The organism is Pseudomonadota bacterium (genome assembly GCA_018823285.1).
Taxonomy (GTDB): domain Bacteria; phylum Desulfobacterota; class Desulfobulbia; order Desulfobulbales; family JAGXFP01; genus JAHJIQ01.
Genome location: JAHJIQ010000011.1, coordinates 19,438 through 45,535 on the forward strand (window position 1 = coordinate 19,438; position 26,098 = coordinate 45,535).

Here is a 26,098-nt window from a genome sequence, read left to right on the forward strand (position 1 = left end):
AACCATGATCAAGGAAAGGAGGAAAAGGTGAAAAGATTTATTTCTACAAGTGTTATTGCCGTCACAGCCGCACTGGTGACATTTGCTTTACTGCTGCCCACCGGCTGCGCAAAGAAAGAAAAGGAAACCATCAAAATAGGGGCCATCCTTGCCGTCACCGGGCCCGCCTCCTTTCTCGGCGGCCCTGAGGCCAGGACCATCGAAATGCTGGCCGAAGAAATCAACGCCAAGGGCGGCGTCGACGGCCACAAGGTTGAGCTCGTCATCAAGGATTCCGGCGGCGACCCGGAAAAAGCCATTTCCTTCGCCAAACAGCTGATCGAGGAAGAGAAAGTCTTCGCGATCATCGGCCCTTCCACCAGCGGCGAAACCATGAAGATCAAACAGATCGCCGAGGAAGGCAAAACCATCCTTCTGTCCTGCGCCGCCGCCCAGGTCATCGTCAACCCGGTGGCCAAATATGTCTTCAAGACCCCGCAGAAAGACAGCCATGCCGTCCAGAAAATCTACACGGCGATGAAGGATCTGGGGATCACCAATATCGCGGTCCTGGCCGGCAACACCGGTTTCGGCAAAGCGGGCAAGGAGCAGCTTCTCGAGATCGCCCCCACTTTCGGAATCAATGTGGTGATGGCCGAGGTGTATGACAAAAAAGCCACCGACCTCTCTGCCGTTGTTGCCAAGCTGATGGCCAACAAGGACATCCAGGCCGTAGTCAACTGGTCCATCGTTCCGGCCCAGGGAATTCTGGCCAAGAACATGCGCCAGGCCGGCTGGGACGCTCCCCTGTTCCAGAGTCACGGCTTCGGTAACATCAAGTATGTTGAAGCGGGCGGCGCCGCCGCCGAAGGCATCATCTTCCCGGCCGGCAAACTCCTGGCCCCCGACATGCTGGCCGACAGCGACCCGCAGAAAGCAGTGCTGATCAAATACACTCAAGACTACGAAGGCAAGTACAACGAGCCGGTCTCGACCTTCGGCGGCCACGCTTTTGATGCCTTCAAGATTCTCTGCCGCGCCATCGAGCAGGCCGGAACGGACCGGGAGAAAGTCCGGAACGCGGTTGAAAACATGAAGGGCTTTGCCGGCACCGGCGGCATTTTCAACTTCACCGCGGAAGATCATAACGGCCTCGACATCGACGCCTTCGCCATGTGGACGGTGAAAGACGGCAAATTCGTTCCGTACACCAAGTAGTTTATAACCGTTTCGTATTTTCCGGCCGCCGTCAGTGCCGTAGCAACCTGGCGGCGGCTTTTTATGTATGCCAAGTGCCTGAAGTTTAAAGTTTACAGTGCCTAAAGTTAGCGACACGCCACCATAAACTTTAGCACTCTAGGCACTTACAACTTTAGGCACTGTTTTTTCCGATGACGAGCCAGCTTTTCCTCCAATACCTCTTTGCCGGACTGACTTACGGCATCATCTATGCCATAGTCGCCATCGGCTTCAATATCATTTACAACACCACCGGAATCATCAATTTCGCCCAGGGTGAATTCGTGATGCTCGGCGGCATGATCGCCATCTCACTGAACCAGATCATGCCGATGCCGGTGGCAATTACCATTGCAGTTCTCTTCACCATGGTCATCGGCGCCCTGATTGAGATTATCTTTATCCGCTGGCTCGACCGGCCGTCTGTATTGCGGATGATCATCATCACCATCGGCATCTCGATCCTGATCAGGGAAGCGGCACTCCATATCTGGGGTGAGAGTGTGCGTTCGCTGCCATATTTCATGGGCAACGAAATCACCGCCATCTCCATCTTCGGAACCAGAATCTCACCGCAGGTTCTCTGGGTGATGGGGGTCTGCTCGGTCATGGTTGTTCTGCTCAGTCTTTTTTTCCGATTCACCCTGACCGGGCAGAAAATGCAGGCCTGCGCCGCCAACCGCACCGCCGCGACCCTCTGCGGGATCAACACCCGCAACATGGTCACCCTCTCCTTCATGCTCAGCGCGGGGATCGGTGCCCTGGCCGGATGCGTGATGTCGCCGATCACTTACACCCAGTATGACGGAGGCACCGGGCTTGCCATCAAGGGATTCACGGTCGCCATCATGGGCGGCCTCGGCAACAGCATGGGGGCGGTCGCCGCCGGGTTCATGCTCGGTCTCCTGGAGGCCTTCAGCATCAGTGTACTGCCACTCGCGTTTCAGGACGCCATCTCGATCGGCATCCTGCTGATCATTCTTTTTGCAAGACCGCACGGCCTTTTCGGTCGGAGTGATGCGGCGGGATTGAAGGAGTTCTGATGAAAAAATTCCTTCCTGTACTGATCCTGCTGACGCTGGTGGTCGCCGTGCAGATCCTGACCCAGTTGACCGGAACCACCTATTACCTGACCCAGTTGACCATGAGCGCCTATTATTGCGTAGTGATCATCGGCCTCTGCCTGCTGATGGGCTACGCCGGACAAATTTCCCTCGGTCATGCAGGTTTCTTCGCCATCGGCGGCTATATGTCGGCCATGCTGACGACCCACAACCTGATCCCCTACCAGAATCACATCCTGGTAAAACTGGCGGAAACCCTTGGCGTTCTGGTCGGGAAAATCGACACCTTCGGCGAACCTCTCCTGGTCTTTCATCCCTGGATCGCCTGTATCATCGCCATTCTTCTTGCCCTGATAATCGCCTTTGTGATCGGCATCCCGGTCCTGAAATTAAAAGGCCACTACCTGGCTATGGCTACCCTCGGGTTCGGCATCATCATCTACCGGATCGCGCTGGCCTCAGCCATCTTCGGCGAGGCGGATGGGATTTCCGAAGTTCCCGGATTTACCCTCCTGCCCGGGATGACCGTGAACGGCGGTTTCGGCTCAAGAATCAGTAACTACTATATTGCCTGGGCCATGGTCCTGCTGACCATGCTCTGTTTCATCAACCTGGTCGGCTCCAGGGTCGGCCGCGCCCTGAGGGCCATTCACGGGTCCGAGGACGCAGCCAACGCGATGGGCGTCAACACCCCCCGCTACAAACTGAAAACCTTTGTCTTCAGCGCTGGCCTCGCAGCGCTGGCCGGAGTATTCCTGACCCATTACAATGGCGGGATCGGCCCATCCGAAGCCTCGATCATGAAATCGGTCCGCTATGTGGCCATTGTGGCCATCGGCGGCATGGCAAATCTCTGGGGCGCCTTGACCATGGGGGTGATCCTTAACTTCCTGTCGTTGCGGGGCGTTTTCGGCTCGTATGACGAAGCGGTCTTCGGCACAATCCTGATCGTCATCATGCTCTTTGCCCCGGAAGGGCTGCTGCGACTGAGCCTGCTCCATAAAGTGAAAAGGTTTCTCGGGAGAGGTGAATCATGACAACCCTTCTTGAGGCCAGAAATCTGAACCGGAGTTTCGGCGGCCTGAAAGCGGTGAGCGACGTCAGTTTTCAGGTGGCAGAAAACCAGATCAAGGCGGTCATCGGCCCGAACGGGGCGGGAAAAACCACACTGTTCAACCTGATCTCGGGTGCTCTGCCCGTGAATTCAGGAAAGGTCCTCTTCCAAAACCGGGAAATTCAGGGGTTGCAGCCCTACCAGATTGCGGCTCGCGGCATTGCCAGGACCTACCAGAACATCAAACTGTTCCCGGGCATGACCGCCCTGGAAAACGTGATGGTCGGCAGGCATTGCCGGAGCCGGGCCGGTTTTGTGGCGAGCATCCTGAACCTGCCCGCCACCAGGAAAGAAGAACGGACCATCCGGGAAAGCGCCATGGAACTACTGGCGCTGCTGGAAATTGAGGAACTTGCCGATGTCGAGGCGAAAAGCCTTGCCTTCGGACAACAGCGGGCCGTTGAGTTCGCGAGAGCCCTGGCGGCGGAACCATCACTCCTGCTTCTCGACGAACCGGCGGCGGGACTCAACATCTATGAAACCGCAGAGATCGCCCGCCTGATCACTAAGATCAGGGACCGGGGAATCACGGTCCTGCTGGTTGAACATGACATGTCGCTGGTCATGGATATCTCCGACGAAATCGTGGTTTTAAGCTTCGGGCAGAAAATTGCCGAAGACCTGCCTGCCGGTATCCAGCAAAACCCGGAAGTCATCCAGATCTACCTGGGAGACGGCAATGCTTAAGATAAAAAACCTGGAAGCCGGCTATGGCAAACTGCGGGTATTAAAAAAGATCTCCCTGCACGTGAATCCCGGCGAAATCGTCACCCTGATCGGGGCCAACGGGGCTGGAAAAACCACGCTTCTGAGTACGATCACCGGCCTGGTTCGGGCCGCCGGCGGGGAAGTCGTTCTCCGCGGAGAAAACATTGAACACCTGGCTGCGGAAAAGATCGTCTTCCGCGGCTGCTCGCTGGTCCCGGAAGGCAGGCAGGTCTTCGTCACCATGACCGTTGAGGAAAATCTCGTGCTCGGCGGCTACCCGCAGTATAAAAAAGGAAACCGCAAGTTCCGGGACAATCTGGCGCACATCTATGAACTCTTCCCGGTTCTGCGGGAGAGGCGCGACCAGCTCGCCGGGACCCTTTCCGGCGGGGAACAGCAGATGCTCGCCATGGGCCGGGCAATGATGGCCAAACCGGCCCTGATCATGCTGGACGAACCCTCCACCGGCCTTGCTCCCCTCGTGGTCAAGGCAATTTTCCGGGTCATCAGAAAACTGCGGGAAGAGGGCAACACGGTGCTCCTGATCGAACAGAACGCCAATGCCGCTCTCGCCATCGCCGACCGCGGCTATGTGCTTGAAACAGGCAAGATCATTCTCCAGGGCCCGGCACAGGATCTTCTGGCCAACAAGGATGTCCAGCGGGCCTATCTGGGAAGGGATGTGGAATAGAGGAAATCGTCTGAAGTTTATCGTATCACAAGTGTGATAGATTAGTATTCCGGACACCTCAGATAAAACAGATGAGGAGGAACCATGTACTGGGAACAGGACAAAGAATGCATCAGCAGGGAAGACCTTGAGCAGCTCCAGCTGGAAAGACTTCAGTCAACCCTCTATCGGGTGGCCACCCATGTGCCGTTTTATCGCAAGAAATTCAAAGAGCTGCAGATCGATCCGGATGGTTTCAGCTCCCTGGCCGATCTGCGTAAACTCCCCTTCACCACCAAACAGGACCTGCGTGACAATTACCCTTACGGCCTCTTCGCCGTCCCGCTGCGGGAGGTGGTGCGCGTCCACGCCTCTTCGGGCACAACCGGCCAGGCGACGGTGGTCGGCTATACCAGAAACGATATCAAAAACTGGTCTTCCCTGGTGGCCCGGGTCCTCACCGGGGCCGGGGTCAGCCAGGATGATGTGGTCCAGATCGCCTTCGGTTACGGGCTTTTCACCGGCGGCTTCGGCCTGCATTACGGAGCGGAACTGGTCGGCGCGTCGGTCATCCCGATCTCTTCCGGCAACACCAAGCGCCAGATCCAGATCATGCAGGATTTCCGGACCACCGCCCTGGTCTGCACCCCGAGCTACGCCCTGCTGCTGGCCGATGTGATAGAGGAAAAAAACATCAACATCAACACCCTGTCCCTGAAATACGGCCTGTTCGGCGGTGAACCGTGGTCCGAGGCGATGCGCAATGAAATCCAGAACAAACTGAAGATCATCGCCACCGACAATTACGGCCTCTCCGAGGTCATGGGGCCGGGGGTTGCCGGCGAATGCCAGGAGAGAAAGGGTCTGCACATGAATGAAGACCACTTCCTGTTCGAAATCATCAACCCCGATACTCTGGAGCCGGTCCTTCCAGGTGAAGTGGGGGAACTGGTCATCACCACCCTGACCAAGGAGGCCTTCCCGGTCATCCGGTACCGGACCCGGGACCTCACCCGACTGATCCCCGAACCGTGTCCCTGCGGCCGCACCCTGACCAGAATGCAGCGGGTTTTGGGACGCACCGATGACATGCTGATCATCAAAGGAGTCAACGTCTACCCGTCCCAGATCGAGGAAGTCCTGTTCGAGATCGAAGGAACCAAGCCCCATTACCAGATAGTGATTGAGAGAGAAGGGAGACTCGACAAGATCACCGTGCTGGTCGAGGTCATTGAATCGATCTTCTTCGACCAGATGAAAAAACAGCGGGAGATGGTCGACCTGATCAAGGGCAGGCTGAACAGCGAACTCGGCATCGGGGTCGAAATCAAACTGGTCGAAGAAAAAAGCCTGGAACGCTCCGAAGGGAAGGCCCGGCGGATTATCGACAAGAGAAAGCTGTGAAAGGGATTTCCTGACCGGGATTTACAAATGCTCCCTCCTATCCGTCAGCCGATGATGATCCCGACTCTCAGAAAGTATTTGCCGCCGATAACCCTACCGGTTATCTTTTTCGCCCTGATTGTCTGCCTTGGTGCGATACTCCTGCACAGCGGGTCGAGCCACGGCGACAAGAACTTATCCTGGACCGACGCTGTCTTCACGGCAACGTCCGCGGTCTGCGTCACCGGCCTGACCGTGGTGGACACCGGCTCTTTCTTCAACGGCTTCGGCCAGGGAACCATTCTGCTCCTGATCCAGGTCGGCGGTCTGGGAATCATGACCTTTACCAGCCTGCTCTTTTACCTCTGGCGGCAGCGGGTCTCTTTGACCGACCAGATCGCGGTCGGCCAGGCGATCCTCCGTGACAGCTCCTCTCACCTGGGCTCTTTTCTCAAACAGATGCTCCTGATGACCCTGCTGATCGAGATCGGCGGCGCACTCCTCCTGTTCCTGGCCGCCCCGTCTTCAATCAGCCCGTATTCTGCAGTATTTCACGCTGTTTCGGCCTTCTGCAACGCAGGGTTTGCTCTCCACCCGGACAGTCTTGTTGCCTGGAAGGGCAACTGGCCCGTCAACCTCATTGTCATGGCACTGATCATCATCGGCGGCCTTGGTTTCTCGGTGCTCCTGGAGCTCCGAATCTTTTTCGCCGGCCTTCTAGGAAAATCCACGGGACGGAAAAAACCCCCTCGTTTGAGCTGGTACGCCCTGACGGTCATCAAGACCTCTCTTGCTCTCATTCTGGCAGGCTGGGCGGCCATTTTTCTGGCCGAATTCATCGGTTTTCAGAAACCCGCCAACTGGTCTGAATCGATCCTTGCCGCTCTCTTTCAATCGGTTACCTGCCGTACCGCCGGGTTCAACACTCTCGACATCGGCAATATGACAAATATTTCCCTGCTGCTCATGATTGTCCTGATGTTTATCGGTGGCGCACCAGGTTCCTGCGCGGGTGGGATCAAGGTTTCAACATTCAGGGTTTTCTGGGCTTTTATCATCAGTCAACTGCAGGGCCGCAACCAGGTGATCGTCGGCCGTTTTGCCATATCCGGAAAAGATGTAAGCAGGACGTTGATCCTCATTATTTTTACCGCGGTGGTCATTTTTTCGGCTACATTGCTTCTCTCGGCCACCGAAGGCGGAAATATTCCCCACCCTCAGGCCAGGGGGCAGCTCCTGGAAATCCTTTTCGAGGTGGTTTCCGCCATGGGCACGGTAGGCCTCTCCACCGGCCTGACGGCAAAATTATCCACGCCCGGCAAATGGATCGTCATTCTGCTGATGTTTATCGGCAGACTGGGGCCTCTGGTCTTTCTCGCGGTCCTTCAGGAGTTACGCAGGGATAAACTTTATTTACTGCCCGAAGAAAATATCATGATCGGCTGACGGCTTTCCCAGAAACGATCCAAAAGAATCAAGAGGTGCTCAATGTCAGAGTTTGTACAGGCGGGAATTATCGGTTTGGGCAAGTTCGGCTTCACCTTCGGGGAAACCTTGATCCGCCAGGGAGTGAACGTTCTTGGTATCGATAGCAATCCGGATCATGTGAAGCGGGCCCAGCACGTTTTTACCCGGACCCTGCAGGCCGATGCCTCGGACAAGGAGACCCTGATCCAGACCGGAATCACCGATATGAGCCATGTCCTGGTCAGTGTCGGAGAATCAATAGCCGCCAGCACCATGATCTCCATGTACCTTAAGGAACTGGGGGTCCCGCTGGTCTGGGTGAAGGCGATCAATGCCGACCACGCAAACCTGTTGCGGAAAGTCGGTGTGGATGATGTGATCATTCCGGAAGAAATGGCGGCCAGACAACTTGCCAACCGGTTGACCATTCCGGGCTTTATCGATTACTTTCCTTTCAACAAGGAGATGATCCTGCGGGAAATCAATATTGAAAAATGGTCCGGGTTGTCCCTGAAAGAAATCGGACTGACCAACCGTTACCAGATCCAGGCCATCGCTTTGAAAAAGAAGAACGAATGCGATTATTCGTTCATCCCCAAAGCGGATGAACCATTGCAGGAGGGGGATAAACTGGTCGTGATCGGTGAAATCGGACATCTTGACAAGATACGTCCATAGAATAAAAATCAATCCGGGTTAGCACCACTGCCGGAATCCATTTATCATCAGTTCACTTAAAAAAAAGGAGCTCCCATGGCTTTATCGAAAAAAATGGTTGCATTCGCCGAGCGCTCATCGTGGATCAGGAAGATGTTTGAGGAAGGGGCTAAAATGAAAGCCCAGTTCGGCGCGGAGAATGTTTTCGACTTCAGCCTCGGCAACCCCGATGTGCCGCCGCCACCAGAATTTCTGCCGGCCATGCAACAGATTATCCGGGAAGAGGCGCCGGGGGTCCATGCCTACATGCCCAACACCGGCTACCAGACGGTGCGGGACGCCATCGCCGCCCAGATCGCCAAAGAGCAGGATATTGCCCTGACCGGCAACGACATGCTGATGACCTGCGGCGCGGCCGGCGGTCTGAACGTGGTCATGAAGGCCCTGCTCGACCCGGGCGACGAGGTGGTGATCCTGGCCCCGTTCTTTGTCGAGTACAATTTCTACATCGACAACCACGGCGGCGTTACGAAAATCGTCAACACCACCGAGGATTTCAGCCTCGACCTCCCGGCCATTGAGCAAGCGCTCACAGCAAAAACCAAGGCAATCATCATCAACAGCCCCAACAACCCAACCGGCCAGGTCTATCCGGCGGACGATCTGGCGGTGCTCGGCAGGATTCTTGAAGAGGCAGGGAAAAAATTCGCGACCACCATCTATCTGGTCGCCGACGAGCCGTATCGTAAAATCGTCTTCGACCACACCGAAGTTCCCTCGATATTCAAGGCCACGACCAGCACCATCCTGGTCTCCTCCTACTCCAAAGACCTGTCGCTGCCCGGGGAGCGGATCGGCTACATCGGCGTTCATCCGGAAATCGATGACAAACCGCTCCTGCTCGGGGCCATGGCCCTGGCCAACCGGATCCTGGGCTTCGTTAACGCCCCCGCCCTGATCCAGAGGGTGGTCGGCAAACTGCAGGGGGTTACGGTCGACAACTCGATTTACGAAAAAAGGCGGGAGATGTTCTGCCGGATTCTCCGGGATGCCGGCTATGAATTCGTACCGCCGAAAGGGGCCTTCTACCTTTTCCCGAAATCGCCGCTGGCCGATGACGTGAAATTTGTGAGCCTGCTGCAGGAGGAGAAGATTCTCGCCGTGCCCGGCAGGGGCTTTGGCCTGCCCGGCTATTTCCGGCTCGCCTTCTGCGTCGAGGACTCGGTCATCGAACGTTCCGCCCCCGGCTTTCAAAGAGCGATTGCCGCGGCCCGGGCGCTTTAAAAAAGGAGCGGGCGCGAAACTTCCGGAATCCCTTCTCAACCGGAGTCTTTGCGTATTCTTCGGGCGATACCGTTTGCCGCCGTCCAGCAGAAAAATGAAAAGGATTCCATGACCCCCAAAGCTCCCCGCATCCATTACGGCTGGCATATTGTCTGGAGCGGCACCCTCGGCATCTTCGCCTGCCTCGGGCTGGGCCGCTTCGCGCTGGGCATGCTCTTGCCGGCCATGGGTGAGTCGCTTGGCTTGAGCTATACCCAGATGGGGCTGATCTCCACCTCGAACTTCACCGGCTACCTGCTGTCGGTCCTGGGCTGCAGCCTCCTGACCGCAAGGATCGGCCACCGGCTGGTTATCTTCCTGGCCCTGATCCTGATCGGCGGCTCAATGGTCCTGATCGGCCGGGCCGAACTTTTTATTTCCATCGTCCTCCTCTATTTCCTTACCGGCATCGGCAGCGGCGCGGCCAATGTGCCGATCATGGCCCTGGTTTCCGGCTGGTTTACCAAAAAAAAACGGGGCCGGGCCACCGGCTTTGCCGTGATCGGCAGCGGTTTTGCGATTCTTCTCGCGGGCAAACTTATTCCGATACTCAATGAACAGGGCGGGGTCGATGGCTGGAGACTGGGCTGGATTACTCTCGGAATCATTGTCCTCGCGGCGGCACTGGTCTGTTTTCTGGTGCAACGCAACTCGCCGAAAGAAATGGGCCTTGAGCCTTATGGCCGGGAAGGGGGCGATACCACCGGGCCCCTGCCGGACATCGACCGCAGAATCGACCAAAAAACCGTTCTCCATCTCTGCGCGATCTATTTCCTGTTCGGCGCCACCTACGTGGTCTATGTGACCTTTTTTGTGACCTCTCTGGTCCGGGATCGCGGTTTCTCGGAGATGTCGGCGGGTAATTTCTGGGCCTGGGTCGGGGCGTTGAGCCTGATGTCTGGTCCGATCTTCGGCAGCATGTCCGACAGGTTCGGGCGAAAGGTTGCCCTGGTAACCGTATTCTCGATCCAGGCCACCGCCTACCTGCTCGCCGGTCTGCAACAGGTCCCGGAGCTTTTCCTTTATGCCTCCATCGGCTGTTTCGGCATCACCGCCTGGGCGATTCCTTCGATCATCGCCGCTATGGTAGGCGATCTGGCCGGACCACAGAAAGCGGCCCGGGTCTTCGGTTTTGTCACCTTCATCTTTTCCCTGGGCCAGATCTCCGCCCCGGCGGTGGCAGGGATTCTCGCCGAACAATCGGGCAGCTTCTCGTCAAGCTTCTTGGCGACGGCTGGTCTTGCAGCCCTGGGTGCTGTTCTTGCAGGTTTTCTGACGCAAAAACCCCTGAAATGTGAAGGATGAGCCGTCTGATATCATGATCCACTTAAACGAATCACTTCTCCAGTTCATCAAATACGCGATCTGCGGCGGTCTTGCCACCGCAGCCCACATCATCTTCTTTCACCTGGCGGCGTGGAAGATCTTCCCGGCTTTACGGGAAAATGATTACGCCGTGGAATTCCTGGACCTCCCCGTTGCCGATATCGATGACCCGACCAGGGCCAGAAATTCGATGTCCAGCAATGTTCTCGCCTTCGTCTTCTCAAATATGGTCGCCTATATCCTGAATATCTTCTGGGTCTTCGAGCGAGGGAGGCACCCCATCGTTATTGAAATCGCCCTCTTTTATCTCGTCTCCGGGATCAGCACCCTGATCGGCACCCTGCTGATGGGTTTTCTGATCAAAAGGTTCGGACTGCTGACCAGCCACGCCTTTGCCACCAATATCGTCTCGGCGGTCCTGATCAACTATGTTGTCCGCAAATACTTTATCTTCTACGGATAACTCACACCGTTGAGCAGGCACGGTGACAAGGGATCCCTCGCCTTGCCAGATTTTCACCCATGCCTGAAGATACGGTAATCCTTGCAACTCTCAGGAAAGCATTCAAAAAACGGTGACAAAGATATTGACACCACCCCCATCCTCCTGCTAGGTATTTCTAATATTGAAACCCCTGGCTGAAAAGAAGAAGAAATCATGAAAACATACTTTGTCATGCTCGTATTGCTACTGGTAGCCATAACACCAACAACTACTCTGGCAAGAAACAGCGTTGACCGCTACTTGATCAAAGAGGCCCTTGCTCAGGAAAAAGCCAAAGCAAAGCTGGATGGCAGGATCAAGTTTTTCTTCGGGGACAAATACAACGGAAAAGTTAAAAAAAGCTATGGGGTATTCAAGACCAACAAGAAAACCAACGCTTTTTTAAAATCTGATAAAGAGGCCTGTGAATGGGTCTTTCTGACCGCCATGAAATCATTGCAGTCAAGAGCCCTCCAGCAGGGAGGCAACGCCGTAATCAATATCAGATCAAATTACAAAAATAACGAAATGAATCTGACCGATCATTTCACGTGTGGGGCAGGAGCGGTCATCGCCGGAACGTCACTTAAAGGTGAAGTGGTCCGCATGGAATAAACCGGCGTCATCACTCTCAATCTCCGGTGCCGATCGAAAATCTTTTCCAACCCTTTTCAGCTGACCTGCATTGACCTGCGCTTACGAAATTATGCTAAAGTGATACATTGTTTTTCAGGAAAAAGAAAAATTGAGAGAAAGGGAGAACAATTATGCACAGATTAAACGCGTTGCTTAAGATTTTGTTGTTACTGACAGCGGTCCAGATCCTCAGCGGTTGCGCGGTCGGTCAGAAATATGCAATAGAACAAGCCGATCCGAATCTTTCCCTTGCCGGCAGCGGCAGTGTTGCCGTTACTGTTCAGGATCAGCGGGAATACATTGTTTCCGGCCGCAATCAACCGCAGCTTGCCGGAATCATCAGGGGTGGCTGGGGGAATCCCTTTTTTGTCAGCACCACCAGCAACCGGCCGCTGGTAGAAGACATGGCCGAATCACTTAGCAATTCGTTAAATAAAAAAGGATTCAAAGTCACCCCGGTGACCGTTCTGCCGCAGGACGATGCTGTCGCAGTTGCCGGGAAACTGACAACGGCAGGTGGCGACAAACTGATTCATCTCGGCCTTCTGGAATGGAAACCTGACATGGGAGCGGCCGGGAATCTCGGGCTTAAATTCGACTTCAGGCTGGCAGTTATGAACGGCTCGGGGAATGTTCTCGCACAAAAAGATCTCACCGGTTTCGATGATCTTGGTCAATTGCGGGGTGCGAGATTCATGGTCATCTATGAACAGAAGGTCCGAGAAGCATTCAGCAGCAAGATGGAACAGCTGTTCAATTCACCGGAAGTGCTGCAGGCTTTGAGATAGGATCAGAACAGCGTGGCATGGGAAAGGGGCCGAACCAGAATTCTCGGCCCCTTTTCCTGAACATCTATTTCCCGCAAACTTTTTTTGCTTCCTCGTAAGGTTCGGAGAGGCAATTGACCAGCAGAACCTTTTCTTCCGACTCAAGCTCAGCGCCGTTGGAAATCATCCAGTCAATCAACCCCTTCATCCTTTCCGGAGTACCACCCATCGCATTGCAAACCCGGTCGGTGTTATGACAATCATTGCAGACAGTGGTCAACAGCTTGGCGCATTGACCTTCAGCCGCAGCCTGCACTGCCCCAAGGGTTGAAAATAAAAGAAAAACTGCAGCCAGAACCATATTTCGCTTCGCCATTGGAATCCTCCTTTATCAGTTCCTTTGATCATAATATAGAAGACCTCGGGATAAAATGACAGTTTTTTTTAGAAATGATTCCTAAAAAAACCAGTCGGCTACCTTCCCAGTGCCGGTTCATTGACCAGCAAAAACAAGATCGACAGGACGGCATCAACGTCGTTTCCTAAGGGATGACTTTCGGGATATCAGAAATCGACCGACAGCTGCAGACTCGCCCCGGCCTCTTTGGGGACCTCGTCATCATCAAACCGTTCCTTGGTCGAAGACATGGCCCCGGCCAGATCAAGTCTGACCGCCCACATATTCACGCCCAAACCGGCAGTATACACCCAATCGATATCGTCTTCGGCAAGATTTTTGTAAGCCCCACCCCGCAGGGCCAGGAAATGCCAGACATTCCACTCAAGACCGATCATGACATTCCGGGTCTCATAATTGCTCAAAGTGGTTTCATTTTCGGTCAGGTCGATATCCACCTCCAGAGTGAAGGTATCGACCGGAATAAAGGCCACCCCGAAAGTAACCTGGGGATCAATACGGACGTCGTCGAAAGTGACGGTCCCGGTGCTGAAAGCTATTGTGGGACCATCGAATTTCGGTGCGTTCAGGTTCCTGCCGATCAGGCCGACATTGAACATCGACATCCTGGCCATCAGACCGATATCGATGCCGAAATTGTTGGTTTCTTCATACTGTTCATCGCTTTTTTTGACGGCCTCCCCGGAGTCGTTGTCGAAAACAATAACCTGGTTGCCATAGACGCGGCCTTTCATGAACTTGAGGTTTGCGCCGATGGAGAAGTGCTCGTTGAATGCATGGCCGTATGTGAGGGGAACCTCCCCGACCCCGAAGCCGGTGAAGAGAGCGGTGGTAGTGTTGTCATCGAGGGTGGAAGCGCCGGATTGGGTCGAAACACTCGCCAGGATATCAACGGTGCCCTGGACGTTAGCGGAAGTCAGTCCTTCCTGGTAGGCATAATAATCCAGGCGGTCAATGGCGGTTGCGGTCAGGCCGGTGGCAAGAAGCTGGGTCCGTTGCGCGGCATCAAATACCTGCGGGGTATACCCGGTGTAATCAGCCGGCATGGCAACAGCGGTGATGTCAGTTGAGAGATCGGCACCATTCACCCTCAACCCGAGATTGATGGTATCAATACTCAATACCCGGCCGGTGGCCTGAAAATATCCATGCCCGCCAATGCCGAAACTGCCGACCCGGATGCCCAATCCTCCGTTGGCATTGGCACTGATGGCATTCCCGGGATCATCAAGTCCGTCAAGATCCTTGACCAGGCTGACCAGATTTTCAAGGTCGCCCTGGGATTGTATGCCATTTGTCGAAAGCATGTCCTGGTCGATCTTGTCAAGATCATCGAGATACTCTCCGAATTTGTTGTGCTGCCGGTACCCGGCGCCCGCGGAAATATCCACCCCCCAGTCCTTGCTCCCCAGATCATTGTTGTCGGAGAGCTGCTTCTCCTTGTTCCCGAGAAGAGATTCGTCTTTTTTGCCGAAAAACCCGAAAGCCGCCGGGTTATAATACTGGGCTGAGGTGTCGTTGACCGATGCCACATTGGCCCCGGCCATCCCCGCCGCCCTCGGCCCCGCCATAAAGGTATCCATGGCGAAGAGGTGGGCAGATGGAAACAAAAGAGCTGCAACGCTCAAAACAATCAGCGCCTGGGGAACCTTTTTCAATCCTGACATTTCTCCCTCCATAAATTGACCGGCCCATCTTGTGGCCTTGTTTCGATCAATACAGGATATGAAAAATGGTGCCGCCGGATCAACCTTTAATTCGCGACTTCTGCAATCCCGATCACAACATCCGGAAAATAAGCGACATGAAGGAGATAATGAACGCAGAAAAGGGAACCACTTCGACACGGGAAGAAAGGAATAAAGCTTTAGCAAATCACGACAGAGTAGCGAAGCCAATCGAGATGGTCATTGCACCGCTATTCTTCACGGACCACTCTCGATTCATGGACGGACCCACCATGTTCCTTTTTGAGTATCAGCCAGGTATACACCTTGATCTCGCCTTCGTTGCCCTGACTGTAGCTGACCTGCAGAATATTGCCATCCTCGCAGAGTGAGGCCGGATAATCCGGGACAAGTTCATACCCGACAAATCCCCCATCAGGCTTGGTCAGCTTCTTGATCTGATATCCGTCATATGCACAATGATCTGAAAAAAATGCTTCAGCTTTCCGGAGTGCTTCAGCGGCACCAATTTCTGGAACCAACTGTACCCGACCCGGTGCGGTGACCGGCCGGAAAGTGTACCCATCATTGGCGGCGTCAAGAATCACCAGCCGCTCCGCATCAGCGGCATACGTCCCGCCCACCAGAACCAGATTATATGTCCCGGCAATCTCTTTCCGGTCAACAACATCGCCCCTTTCTAGGGTTAGTGCTGCGCACCCGCCAATCACCAGATATAGAGCTGTAATAATTAGATATTTATTCATAGCCCACCTCTTCTGATTTATCGTTTAACTCCCAACTGGCATACCAAGAACGTATGCATGAAACCGCCGGCGGTCAAATACCTCAACAACCATTCCATTTCAGGATGTTCACTCAAGTTGACAAGCAGGGCATAATGTTTATTCAATAGTAGGTAGAAAAAAAAACACACATCATCCCTGAAGGTCTACGATGAACACAGAAGAAAATAATAAGAACAACGCCGACAAGACAGAGATTATAACCGCTGAAGAGGGTCGCAGCCTGGCATTGCCGGATCAGATTCCCCCATCCCATATTTACCTGTTGCCGGTCAACACCCGGCCATTCTTTCCCGGACAGATTCTTCCCATTGTCGTCACAGCTCAACATTGGGAAGAAACTCTCACCAGAATCGGAGAATCAGGCCATCACAGTTGCGGCATGGTATACGTTGGCGAACTTCCATCTGAGCAGGCAGAGCCGGAAAACTTTTCAGTGATCGGCACCCTGACCCGGCTTCATAAACCGACGAAACTGGACGATCATATCCAATTCATGGGTCAGGGGCTGCGACGCTTCAGGATAAAAAAATGGCTGAAAAGAGAGGCGCCATTTCTGGTTGAAGTTGAATACCCGGAAGAAGACACTGCTTCCACCGAGAGCGATGAAGTAAAAGCTTACGCCCTGGCCATCATCAATGCCATCAAGGAGCTGGTCAAGAACAATCCTCTCTACGGGGAGGAGCTCAAGCAGTACATGAAACACTTCAATCCAAATGAACCTTCACCGCTGACTGATTTTGCGGCACAGCTGACCACCACCACCGGCGAGAAGCTGCAGGAGATCCTCGAAACCATCAAGATTCTGCCCCGGATGAAAAAAGTGCTGCCGATCCTCCACAAGGAACTGCAGGTCCTTAAACTGCAGTCTGAGATCAGCGAGGAGATGAACCGCAAGATCAGCGAACGGCAGCGAGAGTTTTTCTTACGGGAGCAGATGAAAACGATCCAGGAAGAACTCGGGATCACCAAGGACGACCGCAGCGCCGATGTAGAGCTCTTCAGGAACCGCCTTACCGAACTCCATCCGCCGGAAGCAACCCTCGCCAGAATCAATGAGGAGTTGAAAAAACTCTCCATCCTGGAAACCGGCTCACCGGAATATGGCGTCACCCGCAACTATCTGGACTGGGCCACCTCAGTTCCCTGGGGCGTTTATTCGGAAGACAAGCTCGATCTCAAGAAAGCGCGAAAAATTCTCGACCGCGACCATGACGGCCTTTCGGATGTCAAAGACCGGATCATCGAATTTCTGGCGGTTGGCGCTTACCGGAAAGAGGTCACCGGCTCAATTATGCTTCTGGTGGGCCCTCCCGGGGTTGGAAAAACCTCAATCGGCAAATCCGTAGCCGAGGCCCTCGGCAGAAAGTTCTACCGGTTCAGTCTCGGCGGCATGCGTGACGAGGCCGAGATCAAAGGGCACCGACGCACCTATATCGGCGCCCTGCCTGGCAAGTTCGTTCAGGCCTTGAAAGAGGTGAAGGTTGCGAACCCGGTGATCATGCTCGATGAGATCGATAAAATCGGGGCCTCCTATCAGGGAGATCCAGCCTCGGCCCTGCTTGAGGTTCTCGACCCGGAACAGAATGTTGAATTTCTCGACCATTATCTTGACCTGAGGATCGATCTGTCCAAGATTCTCTTCATGTGTACCGCAAACCAGCTGGACACCATCCCGGCGCCGCTCCTTGACCGGATGGAGATGATCCGTCTTTCCGGCTACATCACGGAGGAAAAACTGGCTATTGCCAAAAATCATCTCTGGCCCCGCGCCCTCGAAAGAGGCGGTCTGAAAAAATTTCAGACCAGGATAACAGATGCTGCGCTGCACCAGATCATTGAAGGTTATGCCCGGGAAGCCGGGGTCAGAAGGCTTGAAAAACAGCTGAACAAGATCATCCGAAAATCGGTGGTCAAACTGCTCGACCAACCCGGAGCAAAAATCAGCGTTACCGTGAAAAACCTGGCCGACTTTATCGGGAAACCCGTCTTCCGGAAGGAAGAGATGATAACCGGAGTCGGAGTGGTTACCGGACTTGCCTGGACTGCCATGGGAGGGGCAACCCTGCCGGTGGAGGCAACCACTATCCACGACCAGCAGCGAGGTTTCAAACAGACCGGCCAGCTCGGCGAGGTGATGAAGGAATCTTCGGAGATCGCCTACAGCTACATTGCCGCCAACGCCTGGAAATTTGGCGCAAAAAAAGATTTTTTCAACAGCCGTTTCATTCATCTCCATGTTCCGGAAGGGGCCACCAAAAAAGACGGCCCCAGCGCCGGCATTACCATGGCCAGCGCCCTGCTTCTCCTTTCTCTGAACCGGGAAATTGACCGCTCGCTGGCAATGACCGGCGAACTGACCCTGACCGGGAATGTCCTGCCGGTAGGGGGGATCAAAGAGAAGATGATCGCCGCAAAAAGACGGGGGATCAGGGAGGTGATCCTCCCCGAGGCAAACAGGGGAGATTTTGAAGAACTCCCCGAGCACATCAGAAAAGGCATGACTGCACATTTCTGCAAAAAATTCAGGCAGGTGGCAAATATCATACTTTAAAAAAAATCGGCGGAAATCTTCACCCGGCTCCGTAAGGTGTGCACTACCGGGCAGCTCGGCGAAAAGGACAAGCCTCAGCGTTACGAGGCATGGATCATCGGATTCACTCATTAATGTCCCGGTTTGGCGCGGCAGCGGGTCGATTCTGAGAGGTGGCTTCCTGACAGGTACCTATTTCCTTGACTTCCAGAAATGCCCATCCTATGCTGTACTTAAGCATTTGCTTTATCCTTGGGGAAACGCCGGATCTGCTTTGGAAAATTGGGATGAGAGAACAGAGAGTACATGAAAGGATCTACTTTACCTCTGAAACAGAGGTGGTAGGAACCTTTCATCCTGTGAATGCCCCGGAAAATGCGTTCTTTGCCAGAATCCTGAACATGAGTCTCGGCGGGCTGTTTGCGTCTATCCGGCTTGATCGTGATTTGAAATTAAAGACAAATGATCTTCTTGTCCTGAATGAGATTCACTCAAACAGCATCATTAACCAGACCACCAATATCTTGCTGGAAGTCAGATGGACCCATGATCAGGGAATGTTTGACTATCTCGGCTGCGGCTGCCAGTTCATCGAGATCACCGATGACGGCCTGCAACAGATCCGAAAACTCCTGGAATGGGGCGGCCTGATGGCCGGGATCTGAGACCAAACTCTTTCTCCTGCCATCTTTCATTATTTTCACCCTGAATGCCGATCCTGCGAACGAATTTCAACTACCATTTGAGTCCCCAAAGCTTCCTGCGTCAAACCCCCGATTTATGGATTACATATTTGTAAGAAAGTGGTACTCTGCAGCATCGATTTTTCATAACCCATCAAGGCTCAGCAAAAAGATGACCGATAACAACTCCCAACAGGAACTGGCCGATCTCACCTGCCTCTACGAAATCACCCGCGCCCTTGCCTCTTCGACCGATCTGCGCGATTGTCTGGAGCAGGTCATGGAAACTCTTTCCGCCAGAACCGGGATGACCAATGGCACCGTCACCATTATCAACCCGGTGAACGGCGAACTCGCAATTGAAGTGGCGCACGGCATGAGTGACGAGTCCCGCAAACTCGGCAAATACAAGATCGGCGAAGGGATAACCGGGCGGGTGGTTGCCAGCGGCGCACCGATTGTTGTCCCCCAGATCAGTGAAGAACCGATGTTCCTGAACCGCACCAAATCCAGAGGAAATGTTAAAGCAGAGGCAACCTCCTTTATCTGCGTACCCATCAAACGGGGCAATAACACCATCGGCGCATTGAGCATCGACCGGAAATACCGGGAAGGTCTCAACTTTGAAAAAGATCTGCAGTTCCTGACCGTTATCAGCGGTCTCATCGCCCAGAGCGTCACCAGAATTCAGGCGGTAAACAGGGAGAAAAAGCGCCTTGAAGACGAAAATCAACTGTTAAAAATGGAGCTGTACGGAAAATACCAGTTTGAAAATTTTATCAGCAACAGCAGCCGGATGCAGGAAGTATTTGAAATGATGCATCGGGTCAAGGACTCCGAAGCCACGGTATTTTTACGTGGCGAGTCCGGAACCGGGAAAACTCTGGTTGCCAAAGGGCTCCACTACAACAGCAAACGGGCCAAAGAACCCTTCGTGGTGGTCAACTGTTCAGCCGTGCCGGAAACCCTTCTCGAAAGCGAGCTTTTCGGTCATGAAAAAGGAGCCTTTACCGGTGCCCACACCGCCAAAAAAGGGCGTTTCGAACTTGCCGGGAAAGGAACTCTTTTTCTTGATGAGATCGGCGAACTCTCCCAGGCCATTCAGGTCAAACTACTGAACGTGGTCCAGGACCGGGAATTCCAACCCCTGGGCAGCGGCAAAACCATCAAATCAGGGGCACGGCTGATTACGGCAACGAACAAGAATCTGGAAGATGCCGTCGCCTCGGGCAGTTTCCGTGAAGATCTTTACTACCGGCTCAACGTCTTTCCGATCTATATGCCACCATTACGGGACAGAAAAACCGACATCCTGCTCCTGGCCGAATTTTTCCTGAATAAATACAGCGCCGAAAACAACCGGCAAATCCGGCGGATCTCAACCCCGGCCATTGACCTTCTGATGCAGTATCACTGGCCGGGGAATGTTCGAGAGCTGGAAAACTGTATCGAGCGGGCAGTGCTGATCTGCGACGATGATTCCATCAAGAGCATCCACCTGCCTCCCAGCCTGCAGACCGCAAGGACCAGCGGCAGTGAGGAAAATACCGGTCTTTCTTTCTCCCGGGCGGTGGAAAATTTTGAAAAGGAACTCATCGTCGCCTCGCTCAAAAGGACCGGCGGTAACCAGACAAAAACAGCAGAAGAGCTTGGTTCATCGCTCCGGATCATCAATTACAAGATCGGGAAATACCTGATCGACTGTCGACAATTCAAGAAAGCAAACCGATGAATCTCCTGCTCCATATCTGCTGCGGCCCCTGCACCACCTATCCTTTCAAAACCCTTACCGCAGAAGGGCACACTATCCAGGGGTATTTCCACAATCCGAACATTCACCCCTATCGTGAGTTCCAGCGGAGGATCAGCGCTCTGGAAGAGTTCTGCCGGCAGACCGGAATGGAAGTGGAGTATGATCGCGAATACGGCTTGAAAGAGTATCTGCGAAAAGTTGTATTCAATGAGGAAAACCGCTGCCGGACCTGTTACGAGATGCGCCTCGCCGAAACAGCCCGCAAGGCGGCTACAATCGGGGCGGACGCCTTCAGCACCACCCTCCTCTACAGCCGGTTTCAGAAACACGACCGGATCCGTGAAATCGGTGAAAAGATGGCAAGTGAATACGGAGTTTCCTTTTATTACCGGGACTTCCGGGAAGGGTGGCGGGAGGGGATCGACCTCGCCATTGAACGCGGCCTGTACCGTCAGCCCTATTGCGGCTGCATCTACAGTGAGCAGGAACGCTATGAAAAAAGAGCCGGGTGAACACCTCTCCCGGCTTCGCAATTCTCACGGCGAGCATCCGCATCTGTCTCATCCTCAGGAGATCAAAGCACCGCAAAGCAGGTTCTCCCTCGCTTACTCCGGGACAAGGGCGATACTGTAATCGTCGTTCACGGTAAAAGTGAACTCCCGGGGCTCGGTGGGTTCCATCAGCCTGGGGTCACTGAAAGTCGGATCCTTCCAGACCGGAACCCGGGGCGGGAAAAACCGGTCAAGCTGCTTGATCCTGGGGATCTGGTCGGCAAAATCCTCATAGGTGATGCAGAGATATACCGGCGTCCGCCGGACCATGTCCTCAAAGGCGAAAGTATAGGTGGTGGTTGAAATTGTCCGCCGGTAGTCCTGATCGGACTTGAAGCTGACCCCGATGGCTTCGTCATGCAATTTTTTATAGTTGAACATCCGTCCGACCAGGCGGCCGCGAATCAGCTGCCCCGGCCTGACACCGGCCATAATCTGCCTCTGGAAGGAGTTGCGCACGTCCGCAAACCTCTCCTCGTAACCGTGACGAATATAACGCTCCAGAACTCCGCCGGAGAGGGAGATCAGAAAAAACAGCAGGATAAATGCCAACGGCCGGGACAGCAGGGGTTCCCTGACGCTTGCCCAACCCTGGGAGAGAAAGAGTTGGAAGGTGAGTTGTCGGGGCGGTTGGATCGCGTCGAGATAGTTCCTGGCCAGCATATACTGGAACAGGCAAAGCAGGCAAAAGAACAGAACGATGACCAGGATGTGAAAAACGGCGCGGACAAAACTCTGCCCCCTGGCGTTCAGGGGCGTATCGAAAGGAAAGAGACGATAGGTGGTCACCACCTCGAAGGCCCGGTCGAATCGTTCAGCGGCCAGAGCGGGTGGATTCATGGCCACGGACACATACTCCTGCCGGACGGGGTCGTATAGTCTGGCCGTCTTCGTGCTTTCCGCATAACCCCGCAACGCCCCCTGGTGGCTGAGCCCCATATTGAGGAGGAGATAGGGCTTCTGCAGCATTCCCAGAAGCAACAGGGCAAAGACGAAATAGATCAGGGCGGAGATCAGAACCAGGGGGCGGCCGTCAGACTTGAGTCCCCAGGTCATGGCCGCAACCATGTTTACCGAGGTGACCTGGGAAAAAGCGACAAGAAAGTAATAGGCGCCGCCGATGATTAAGGCCAGCAAGATCAAGAATAGGATGAGGATAAAGCTGAGTTGAGCAGATCGTCTGCTCAAAAGAAACTTATACCCGAAGGGTGAAAACACCATTTTCATCTTCGGCCCCCATGGTCGACCCTAAGTTCGGCAAACCTCGTGTTCATTTATGAAGAGGACTCCTGCTCAATCGAAAGCTTCCCACTTTTTTTCCCTGCGGTCATAGTGGTAAGACATCATGAAACTGCCCGGGGTATGAAAATTGAACGAATAATCGTCGGGCCAGGCGCGGTAAAACTGCTGGTTGCGGAGAAAGGATGGTGCCGGAGAAATCGGAGTGAGTTGCGCAAGAGATTCCGGATAGATATCGTTGACCAGCCTGTATTGTTCAATACCGGCAATCAGCGATTCACAGTAATTTTTCCCTGCCCTGATTCTGTTCTGCTCCATCTTGCCGAGGATCGGCAGCGAGATCGTCTGGAGAAACAGGGCCAACGCCACGGTGGCCAGCCACTTTGCCATGCGGTGGGGATGGTCTTTCAGCCCGCGCCGCATCATGTAGAAAATAAGGGCCGCGATTGCCAAAAGCAGGGTGACAACCTGCAGAGAAACGACAGCGATCAGGTAACCAAAACCGGCATCGCTGCAGTACGGCGCACCAACGGCGATAATGACCGCAATGGAAATGATCGTCCGGAATTTAACACTGCTCATCACGGCATCCTGGGCGGTTGGCGATGGGAAAAAATCTCTGCCGGCGGGCAAAAAAAAGCGGATTGCCCTGGAAAATTCTAGCTGAAAAAAAACCACCGCACCAGAAAAAGCTGCACTGTGGTGACCCGTCCCCGAACCATAAACTGGTCCTGAATGCAACAAAGGTCATGGCATCCGTCGGCCATAACAGATACCCAGAATATCAATAAGGAATTTGCCTCTTAAGCAAACTCAGCTATTCGCATTCTGGAGTCCGGGTCTAGTGTCGCGTCAAGGATGAAATGTCATAATATTTTTCCGGCATTTTTTGTGCCGGCAAGGCACGTGTTGGGTTGCATAGCAGCGCTATGTAACCCAACAGGTAACGCAGGAGGCGCGAAAAACGACGAGAAAGATGTGACGGTTCAGAGTTGACGTGACACTAGCCCGGCCGGTCTTGATCCGGCATCCGGGATAGCTCAATAAAGGCAAAAATGGTCAATTAGCCGAGTTTCATAGAGAGCCACAATAAGGAATGACAAAGAATTCCAGACTCGGAAAACTCTATCGTACAGGAAGCGGAATTTTGTCGATGCTGGTCATAGAAAGGGGGCATGGCATACTTCACCGGCACACCAGGAAAATTTCACCGGTAAACAGCAAGCAGTTTTCAGGCGAACTGGCTGCGGAAATCCCCTGCACTGACGGCACTGGGCAGCTGACGGTCCATGCCCGGAACTATAAAGGAATTCTCAAAGAATGATTCGCGGAAGAAAAGCCGTCTGTACTACTTCGGGGCGACTACTTCTTAACAGGTTCCTTGCCCGGTTCCTTTTCGAGCAGCGCCAGCATCCTGTTGGCTTCTGCGGCAGCAAAGGTTTCGGGATAGTGATCCAGAAGATATTCAATCCTGATCCTCGCCTGTTCGGGCTGTTCTGTTTTCAGATACCAGTTGGCCACGTACAATTCGTGTTCGCCAAGGAACTCCGTACTTTTCTTGATCAGGGCTTTTGCTTCAACGACATAGGAGGATTTAGGATACGTTTTGATCAGCCGGGTAAAGATTTCTATCGCCTTGTGGGCGCCGGAGGTATCGCGATCGACGGTATCAATCTTGGTGTACTGGCACCGCCCGGTTTGAAAGATAACGTAGGGAATAGCCTCATTGGTCGGATGGTTTTTTTCAAATTCCTCATAGAGACCCTGCGCCTCTTCATATTCTTCCATATAAAACTTGCAGTCGGCGGATTTCAGCTCGGCCAGCAGGGAGAAACGGCTGAACGGGAAACGGTCCTTGATGATATCAAATGTCTGCAGGGCCTTGTAATACTTGCCCCGGTCAAACAGCTCGAGACCTTCACGGGCCAAATCCTCGGCAGGGACTTCCTTACCGTCCTTTCCCGCACAACCGGCCATGGTGAGCAGAACCACTGCCACCATGAAACCCGCCGTAATTTTGCCGGAAATATTCATCTTTCTCAGCCCAGGGTTGACAGAAAATGTTCTGCGGACATGGCCGCCACCGCGCCTTCGCCGGCACCGTTAATGACCTGGCGGACATCCTTGCTGACAATATCGCCGGCCGCCATGACCCCTTTCAGATTGGTGCGCATTTCCCGGTCGGTGATAATAAACCCGTCTTCCATGGCGAGCTGGTCCAGCGGCAGCATCTCGTTGTTCGGAATTGTCCCGACCAGAATGAAGATTCCGTAAACCGAAAGTCTCGACTCCTTGCCGTCATTATCACGCAGGGAGATCTCCTCCACCCCGTTCTTGCCATCGATTGAGGTCACCACCGAGTTCCAGACAAATTCAATCTTGTCATTGGCAAAGGCCTGCTCCTGAACAATCTTGGTCGCCCGGAGCTCGTCCCGCCTATGGATCACGGTGACCTTGCTGGCAAACTTGGTCAGATACACGGCCTCCTGAATCGCGGTATTGCCACCTCCGACCACCGCAATTTCCTGATTCCGGAAAAAAGGACCGTCGCAGGTCGCGCAGTAGGAAACCCCTTTTCCGGCATTTTCAGCCTCTCCGGGGACATTGAGCTTGCCCGGCCTGGCGCCTGTGGCCAGAATCACAGCATCGGCGGTAAGAACTTCACCACCGGCAAGCGAGATCTTCTTAACCGGCCCGGCCAGATCCATCGACACGACCTCGGCTCCGGATCTGGTTTCAAGCTCAAAGCGGGCCGCCTGGGCGACCATCTTCTCAACCAGTTCATGGCCGGCAATCCCATCGGGAAAACCGGGATAGTTGTCGATCCAGTCGGTATTCAGGACCTGACCGCCGGGAACACCTTTTTCCAGAAGAAGAGTTTTGATTCTGGATCGGGATGCATAAAGACCCGCCGTTAATCCTGTCGGGCCGCCACCTACAATGATGAGTTGATAATCTGCCATGATCTCAAAATGAAAAAGCCCTCCCCGGAGAGAGGGCTTTCGTACAATGTAAAATTGATCTTAAAGGGCTTTGTTGAGCATTGAAACAAGCTGGGCCTTGCCGACCGCACCGGTCACCTGATCGACCACCTGACCTCCCTTGAAGAGAATCAGGGTAGGGATGGCCCTGATCCCGAACTTGCCCGGAGTGGAAGGGTTTTCATCAACATTCATTTTGGCGATAACCGCTTTGCCCGCGTACTCGCCGGCCAGGTCTTCGACCACCGGCCCGATCGCCTTGCAGGGACCGCACCAGGGGGCCCAGAAGTCGACGAGGGTGGGAGTGTTGGATTTTATGGTTGCATCAAAATCAGCATCTGAAAGCTGTTTAACATTATCACCGGCCATGAGGAAGCTCCCTGTAGATATTAAAAATTGAACCAATCATTTATGCACCCTTCGGGCAGAAGTCTCGCATGAGCAGGTAAGCTGCTCAACTCTGCTTTTCACCCTTCGGGTATAAGTCTCGATGTCTCGCTAGCTCGCTTATCGGTACGAGCAGGCAAGCTGCTCAACTCAGCTTTTCACCCTTCGGGTATAAGTTTCGTACGAGCAGGCAAGCTGCTCAACTCAGCTTTTCACCCTTCGGGTATAAGTTTCGTACGAGCAGGCAAGCTGCTCAACTCAGC

26 protein-coding genes are annotated in these 26,098 nt (G+C 53.9%); 18 read left to right on the top strand and 8 right to left on the bottom strand.

The features are described from left to right. Window positions 1–27 precede the first annotated feature (27 nt). The 13 genes from KKG35_03275 (at window position 28) to KKG35_03335 (ending at window position 12,838) form a co-directional block, all read left to right on the top strand. Window positions 28–1,197, top strand: coding sequence for an ABC transporter substrate-binding protein (locus KKG35_03275; protein MBU1737134.1), 1,170 nt, complete (start codon window positions 28–30; stop codon window positions 1,195–1,197). Between the two features lie 173 nt (window positions 1,198–1,370). Next, window positions 1,371–2,261, top strand: coding sequence for a branched-chain amino acid ABC transporter permease (locus KKG35_03280; GenBank protein ID MBU1737135.1), 891 nt, complete (start codon window positions 1,371–1,373; stop codon window positions 2,259–2,261). Further along, complete coding sequence (locus tag KKG35_03285) at window positions 2,261–3,319, top strand: branched-chain amino acid ABC transporter permease (protein MBU1737136.1); 1,059 nt, start codon at window positions 2,261–2,263, stop codon at window positions 3,317–3,319. The genes KKG35_03280 and KKG35_03285 overlap by 1 nt, the downstream gene beginning before the upstream one ends. Continuing rightward, a complete protein-coding gene (locus KKG35_03290; GenBank protein ID MBU1737137.1) occupies window positions 3,316–4,083 on the top strand; it encodes an ABC transporter ATP-binding protein in 768 nt (255 codons plus the stop codon). The genes KKG35_03285 and KKG35_03290 overlap by 4 nt, the downstream gene beginning before the upstream one ends. Beyond that, window positions 4,076–4,795, top strand: a complete 720-nt coding sequence (locus KKG35_03295) for an ABC transporter ATP-binding protein (GenBank protein ID MBU1737138.1) — start codon at window positions 4,076–4,078, stop codon at window positions 4,793–4,795. The genes KKG35_03290 and KKG35_03295 overlap by 8 nt, the downstream gene beginning before the upstream one ends. 84 nt (window positions 4,796–4,879) lie before the next feature. Continuing rightward, entirely contained in the window at window positions 4,880–6,178 is a 1,299-nt protein-coding gene (locus KKG35_03300) for a phenylacetate--CoA ligase (GenBank protein MBU1737139.1), read from the top strand. Between the two features lie 54 nt (window positions 6,179–6,232). Continuing rightward, the gene (locus tag KKG35_03305; GenBank protein MBU1737140.1) at window positions 6,233–7,603 is read left to right on the top strand and encodes a potassium transporter TrkH; all 1,371 of its coding nucleotides are present in this window, start codon (window positions 6,233–6,235) and stop codon (window positions 7,601–7,603) included. Between the two features lie 42 nt (window positions 7,604–7,645). Continuing rightward, window positions 7,646–8,302 (top strand): TrkA family potassium uptake protein, encoded by a 657-nt coding sequence (locus KKG35_03310; protein ID MBU1737141.1) that lies wholly within the window; start codon window positions 7,646–7,648, stop codon window positions 8,300–8,302. A 75-nt stretch (window positions 8,303–8,377) separates the two neighbouring features. Further along, the gene (locus KKG35_03315) at window positions 8,378–9,565 is read left to right on the top strand and encodes a pyridoxal phosphate-dependent aminotransferase (protein MBU1737142.1); all 1,188 of its coding nucleotides are present in this window, start codon (window positions 8,378–8,380) and stop codon (window positions 9,563–9,565) included. 108 nt (window positions 9,566–9,673) lie between these two features. Next, window positions 9,674–10,909, top strand: a complete 1,236-nt coding sequence (locus tag KKG35_03320) for an MFS transporter (protein ID MBU1737143.1) — start codon at window positions 9,674–9,676, stop codon at window positions 10,907–10,909. Window positions 10,910–10,922: 13 nt separating this feature from the next. Beyond that, window positions 10,923–11,393, top strand: coding sequence for a GtrA family protein (locus KKG35_03325; GenBank protein MBU1737144.1), 471 nt, complete (start codon window positions 10,923–10,925; stop codon window positions 11,391–11,393). A 195-nt stretch (window positions 11,394–11,588) separates the two neighbouring features. Beyond that, window positions 11,589–12,029 carry a hypothetical protein gene (locus KKG35_03330; GenBank protein ID MBU1737145.1) on the top strand — a complete coding sequence of 147 codons (441 nt, stop codon included), beginning with the start codon at window positions 11,589–11,591 and terminating at the stop codon, window positions 12,027–12,029. A gap of 152 nt (window positions 12,030–12,181) precedes the next feature. Further along, window positions 12,182–12,838 (top strand): hypothetical protein, encoded by a 657-nt coding sequence (locus KKG35_03335; GenBank protein MBU1737146.1) that lies wholly within the window; start codon window positions 12,182–12,184, stop codon window positions 12,836–12,838. 64 nt (window positions 12,839–12,902) lie between these two features. On the opposite strand, the gene KKG35_03340 is transcribed toward KKG35_03335, so the two are convergent. The 3 genes from KKG35_03340 to KKG35_03350 form a co-directional block, all read right to left on the bottom strand. Beyond that, a complete protein-coding gene (locus KKG35_03340; protein ID MBU1737147.1) occupies window positions 12,903–13,193 on the bottom strand; it encodes a hypothetical protein in 291 nt (96 codons plus the stop codon). Window positions 13,194–13,381: 188 nt separating this feature from the next. Further along, entirely contained in the window at window positions 13,382–14,902 is a 1,521-nt protein-coding gene (gene traF / locus KKG35_03345; GenBank protein ID MBU1737148.1) for a conjugal transfer protein TraF, read from the bottom strand. 251 nt (window positions 14,903–15,153) lie between these two features. Beyond that, window positions 15,154–15,669 (bottom strand): hypothetical protein, encoded by a 516-nt coding sequence (locus KKG35_03350; GenBank protein ID MBU1737149.1) that lies wholly within the window; start codon window positions 15,667–15,669, stop codon window positions 15,154–15,156. A gap of 190 nt (window positions 15,670–15,859) precedes the next feature. On the opposite strand from KKG35_03350, the gene lon reads away from it, so the two are divergent. The 4 genes from lon to KKG35_03370 all read left to right on the top strand — a co-directional run bounded on the left by lon (window position 15,860) and on the right by KKG35_03370 (window position 21,189). After that, on the top strand, window positions 15,860–18,262 hold the full coding sequence (lon, locus tag KKG35_03355) for an endopeptidase La (protein MBU1737150.1): 2,403 nt from the start codon (window positions 15,860–15,862) through the stop codon (window positions 18,260–18,262). 266 nt (window positions 18,263–18,528) lie between these two features. Further along, entirely contained in the window at window positions 18,529–18,906 is a 378-nt protein-coding gene (locus KKG35_03360) for a PilZ domain-containing protein (GenBank protein ID MBU1737151.1), read from the top strand. A gap of 190 nt (window positions 18,907–19,096) precedes the next feature. Then, a complete protein-coding gene (locus tag KKG35_03365) occupies window positions 19,097–20,656 on the top strand; it encodes a sigma 54-interacting transcriptional regulator (protein MBU1737152.1) in 1,560 nt (519 codons plus the stop codon). Further along, window positions 20,653–21,189, top strand: a complete 537-nt coding sequence (locus KKG35_03370; GenBank protein MBU1737153.1) for an epoxyqueuosine reductase QueH — start codon at window positions 20,653–20,655, stop codon at window positions 21,187–21,189. Before KKG35_03365 ends, KKG35_03370 begins: the two co-directional genes overlap by 4 nt. Window positions 21,190–21,282: 93 nt before the next feature. Here the strand turns inward: KKG35_03370 and KKG35_03375 are convergent, their stop codons facing one another. Then, complete coding sequence (locus KKG35_03375) at window positions 21,283–22,365, bottom strand: hypothetical protein (protein ID MBU1737154.1); 1,083 nt, start codon at window positions 22,363–22,365, stop codon at window positions 21,283–21,285. A gap of 156 nt (window positions 22,366–22,521) precedes the next feature. Then, on the bottom strand, window positions 22,522–23,049 hold the full coding sequence (locus KKG35_03380; GenBank protein ID MBU1737155.1) for a hypothetical protein: 528 nt from the start codon (window positions 23,047–23,049) through the stop codon (window positions 22,522–22,524). 571 nt (window positions 23,050–23,620) lie between these two features. Here KKG35_03380 and KKG35_03385 point away from each other — a divergent pair. Next, window positions 23,621–23,791 carry a hypothetical protein gene (locus KKG35_03385; protein MBU1737156.1) on the top strand — a complete coding sequence of 57 codons (171 nt, stop codon included), beginning with the start codon at window positions 23,621–23,623 and terminating at the stop codon, window positions 23,789–23,791. Between the two features lie 38 nt (window positions 23,792–23,829). On the opposite strand, the gene bamD is transcribed toward KKG35_03385, so the two are convergent. The 3 genes from bamD to trxA are packed head-to-tail and all read right to left on the bottom strand — an operon-like array spanning window position 23,830 to window position 25,817. Then, window positions 23,830–24,501: an outer membrane protein assembly factor BamD gene (gene bamD, locus KKG35_03390; protein MBU1737157.1), complete on the bottom strand. Its 672-nt coding sequence runs from the start codon at window positions 24,499–24,501 to the stop codon at window positions 23,830–23,832. 5 nt (window positions 24,502–24,506) lie between these two features. Further along, entirely contained in the window at window positions 24,507–25,430 is a 924-nt protein-coding gene (trxB, locus tag KKG35_03395) for a thioredoxin-disulfide reductase (GenBank protein MBU1737158.1), read from the bottom strand. Window positions 25,431–25,490: 60 nt separating this feature from the next. Continuing rightward, the gene (gene trxA / locus KKG35_03400) at window positions 25,491–25,817 is read right to left on the bottom strand and encodes a thioredoxin (protein MBU1737159.1); all 327 of its coding nucleotides are present in this window, start codon (window positions 25,815–25,817) and stop codon (window positions 25,491–25,493) included. Between the last annotated feature and the right edge of the window lie 281 nt (window positions 25,818–26,098).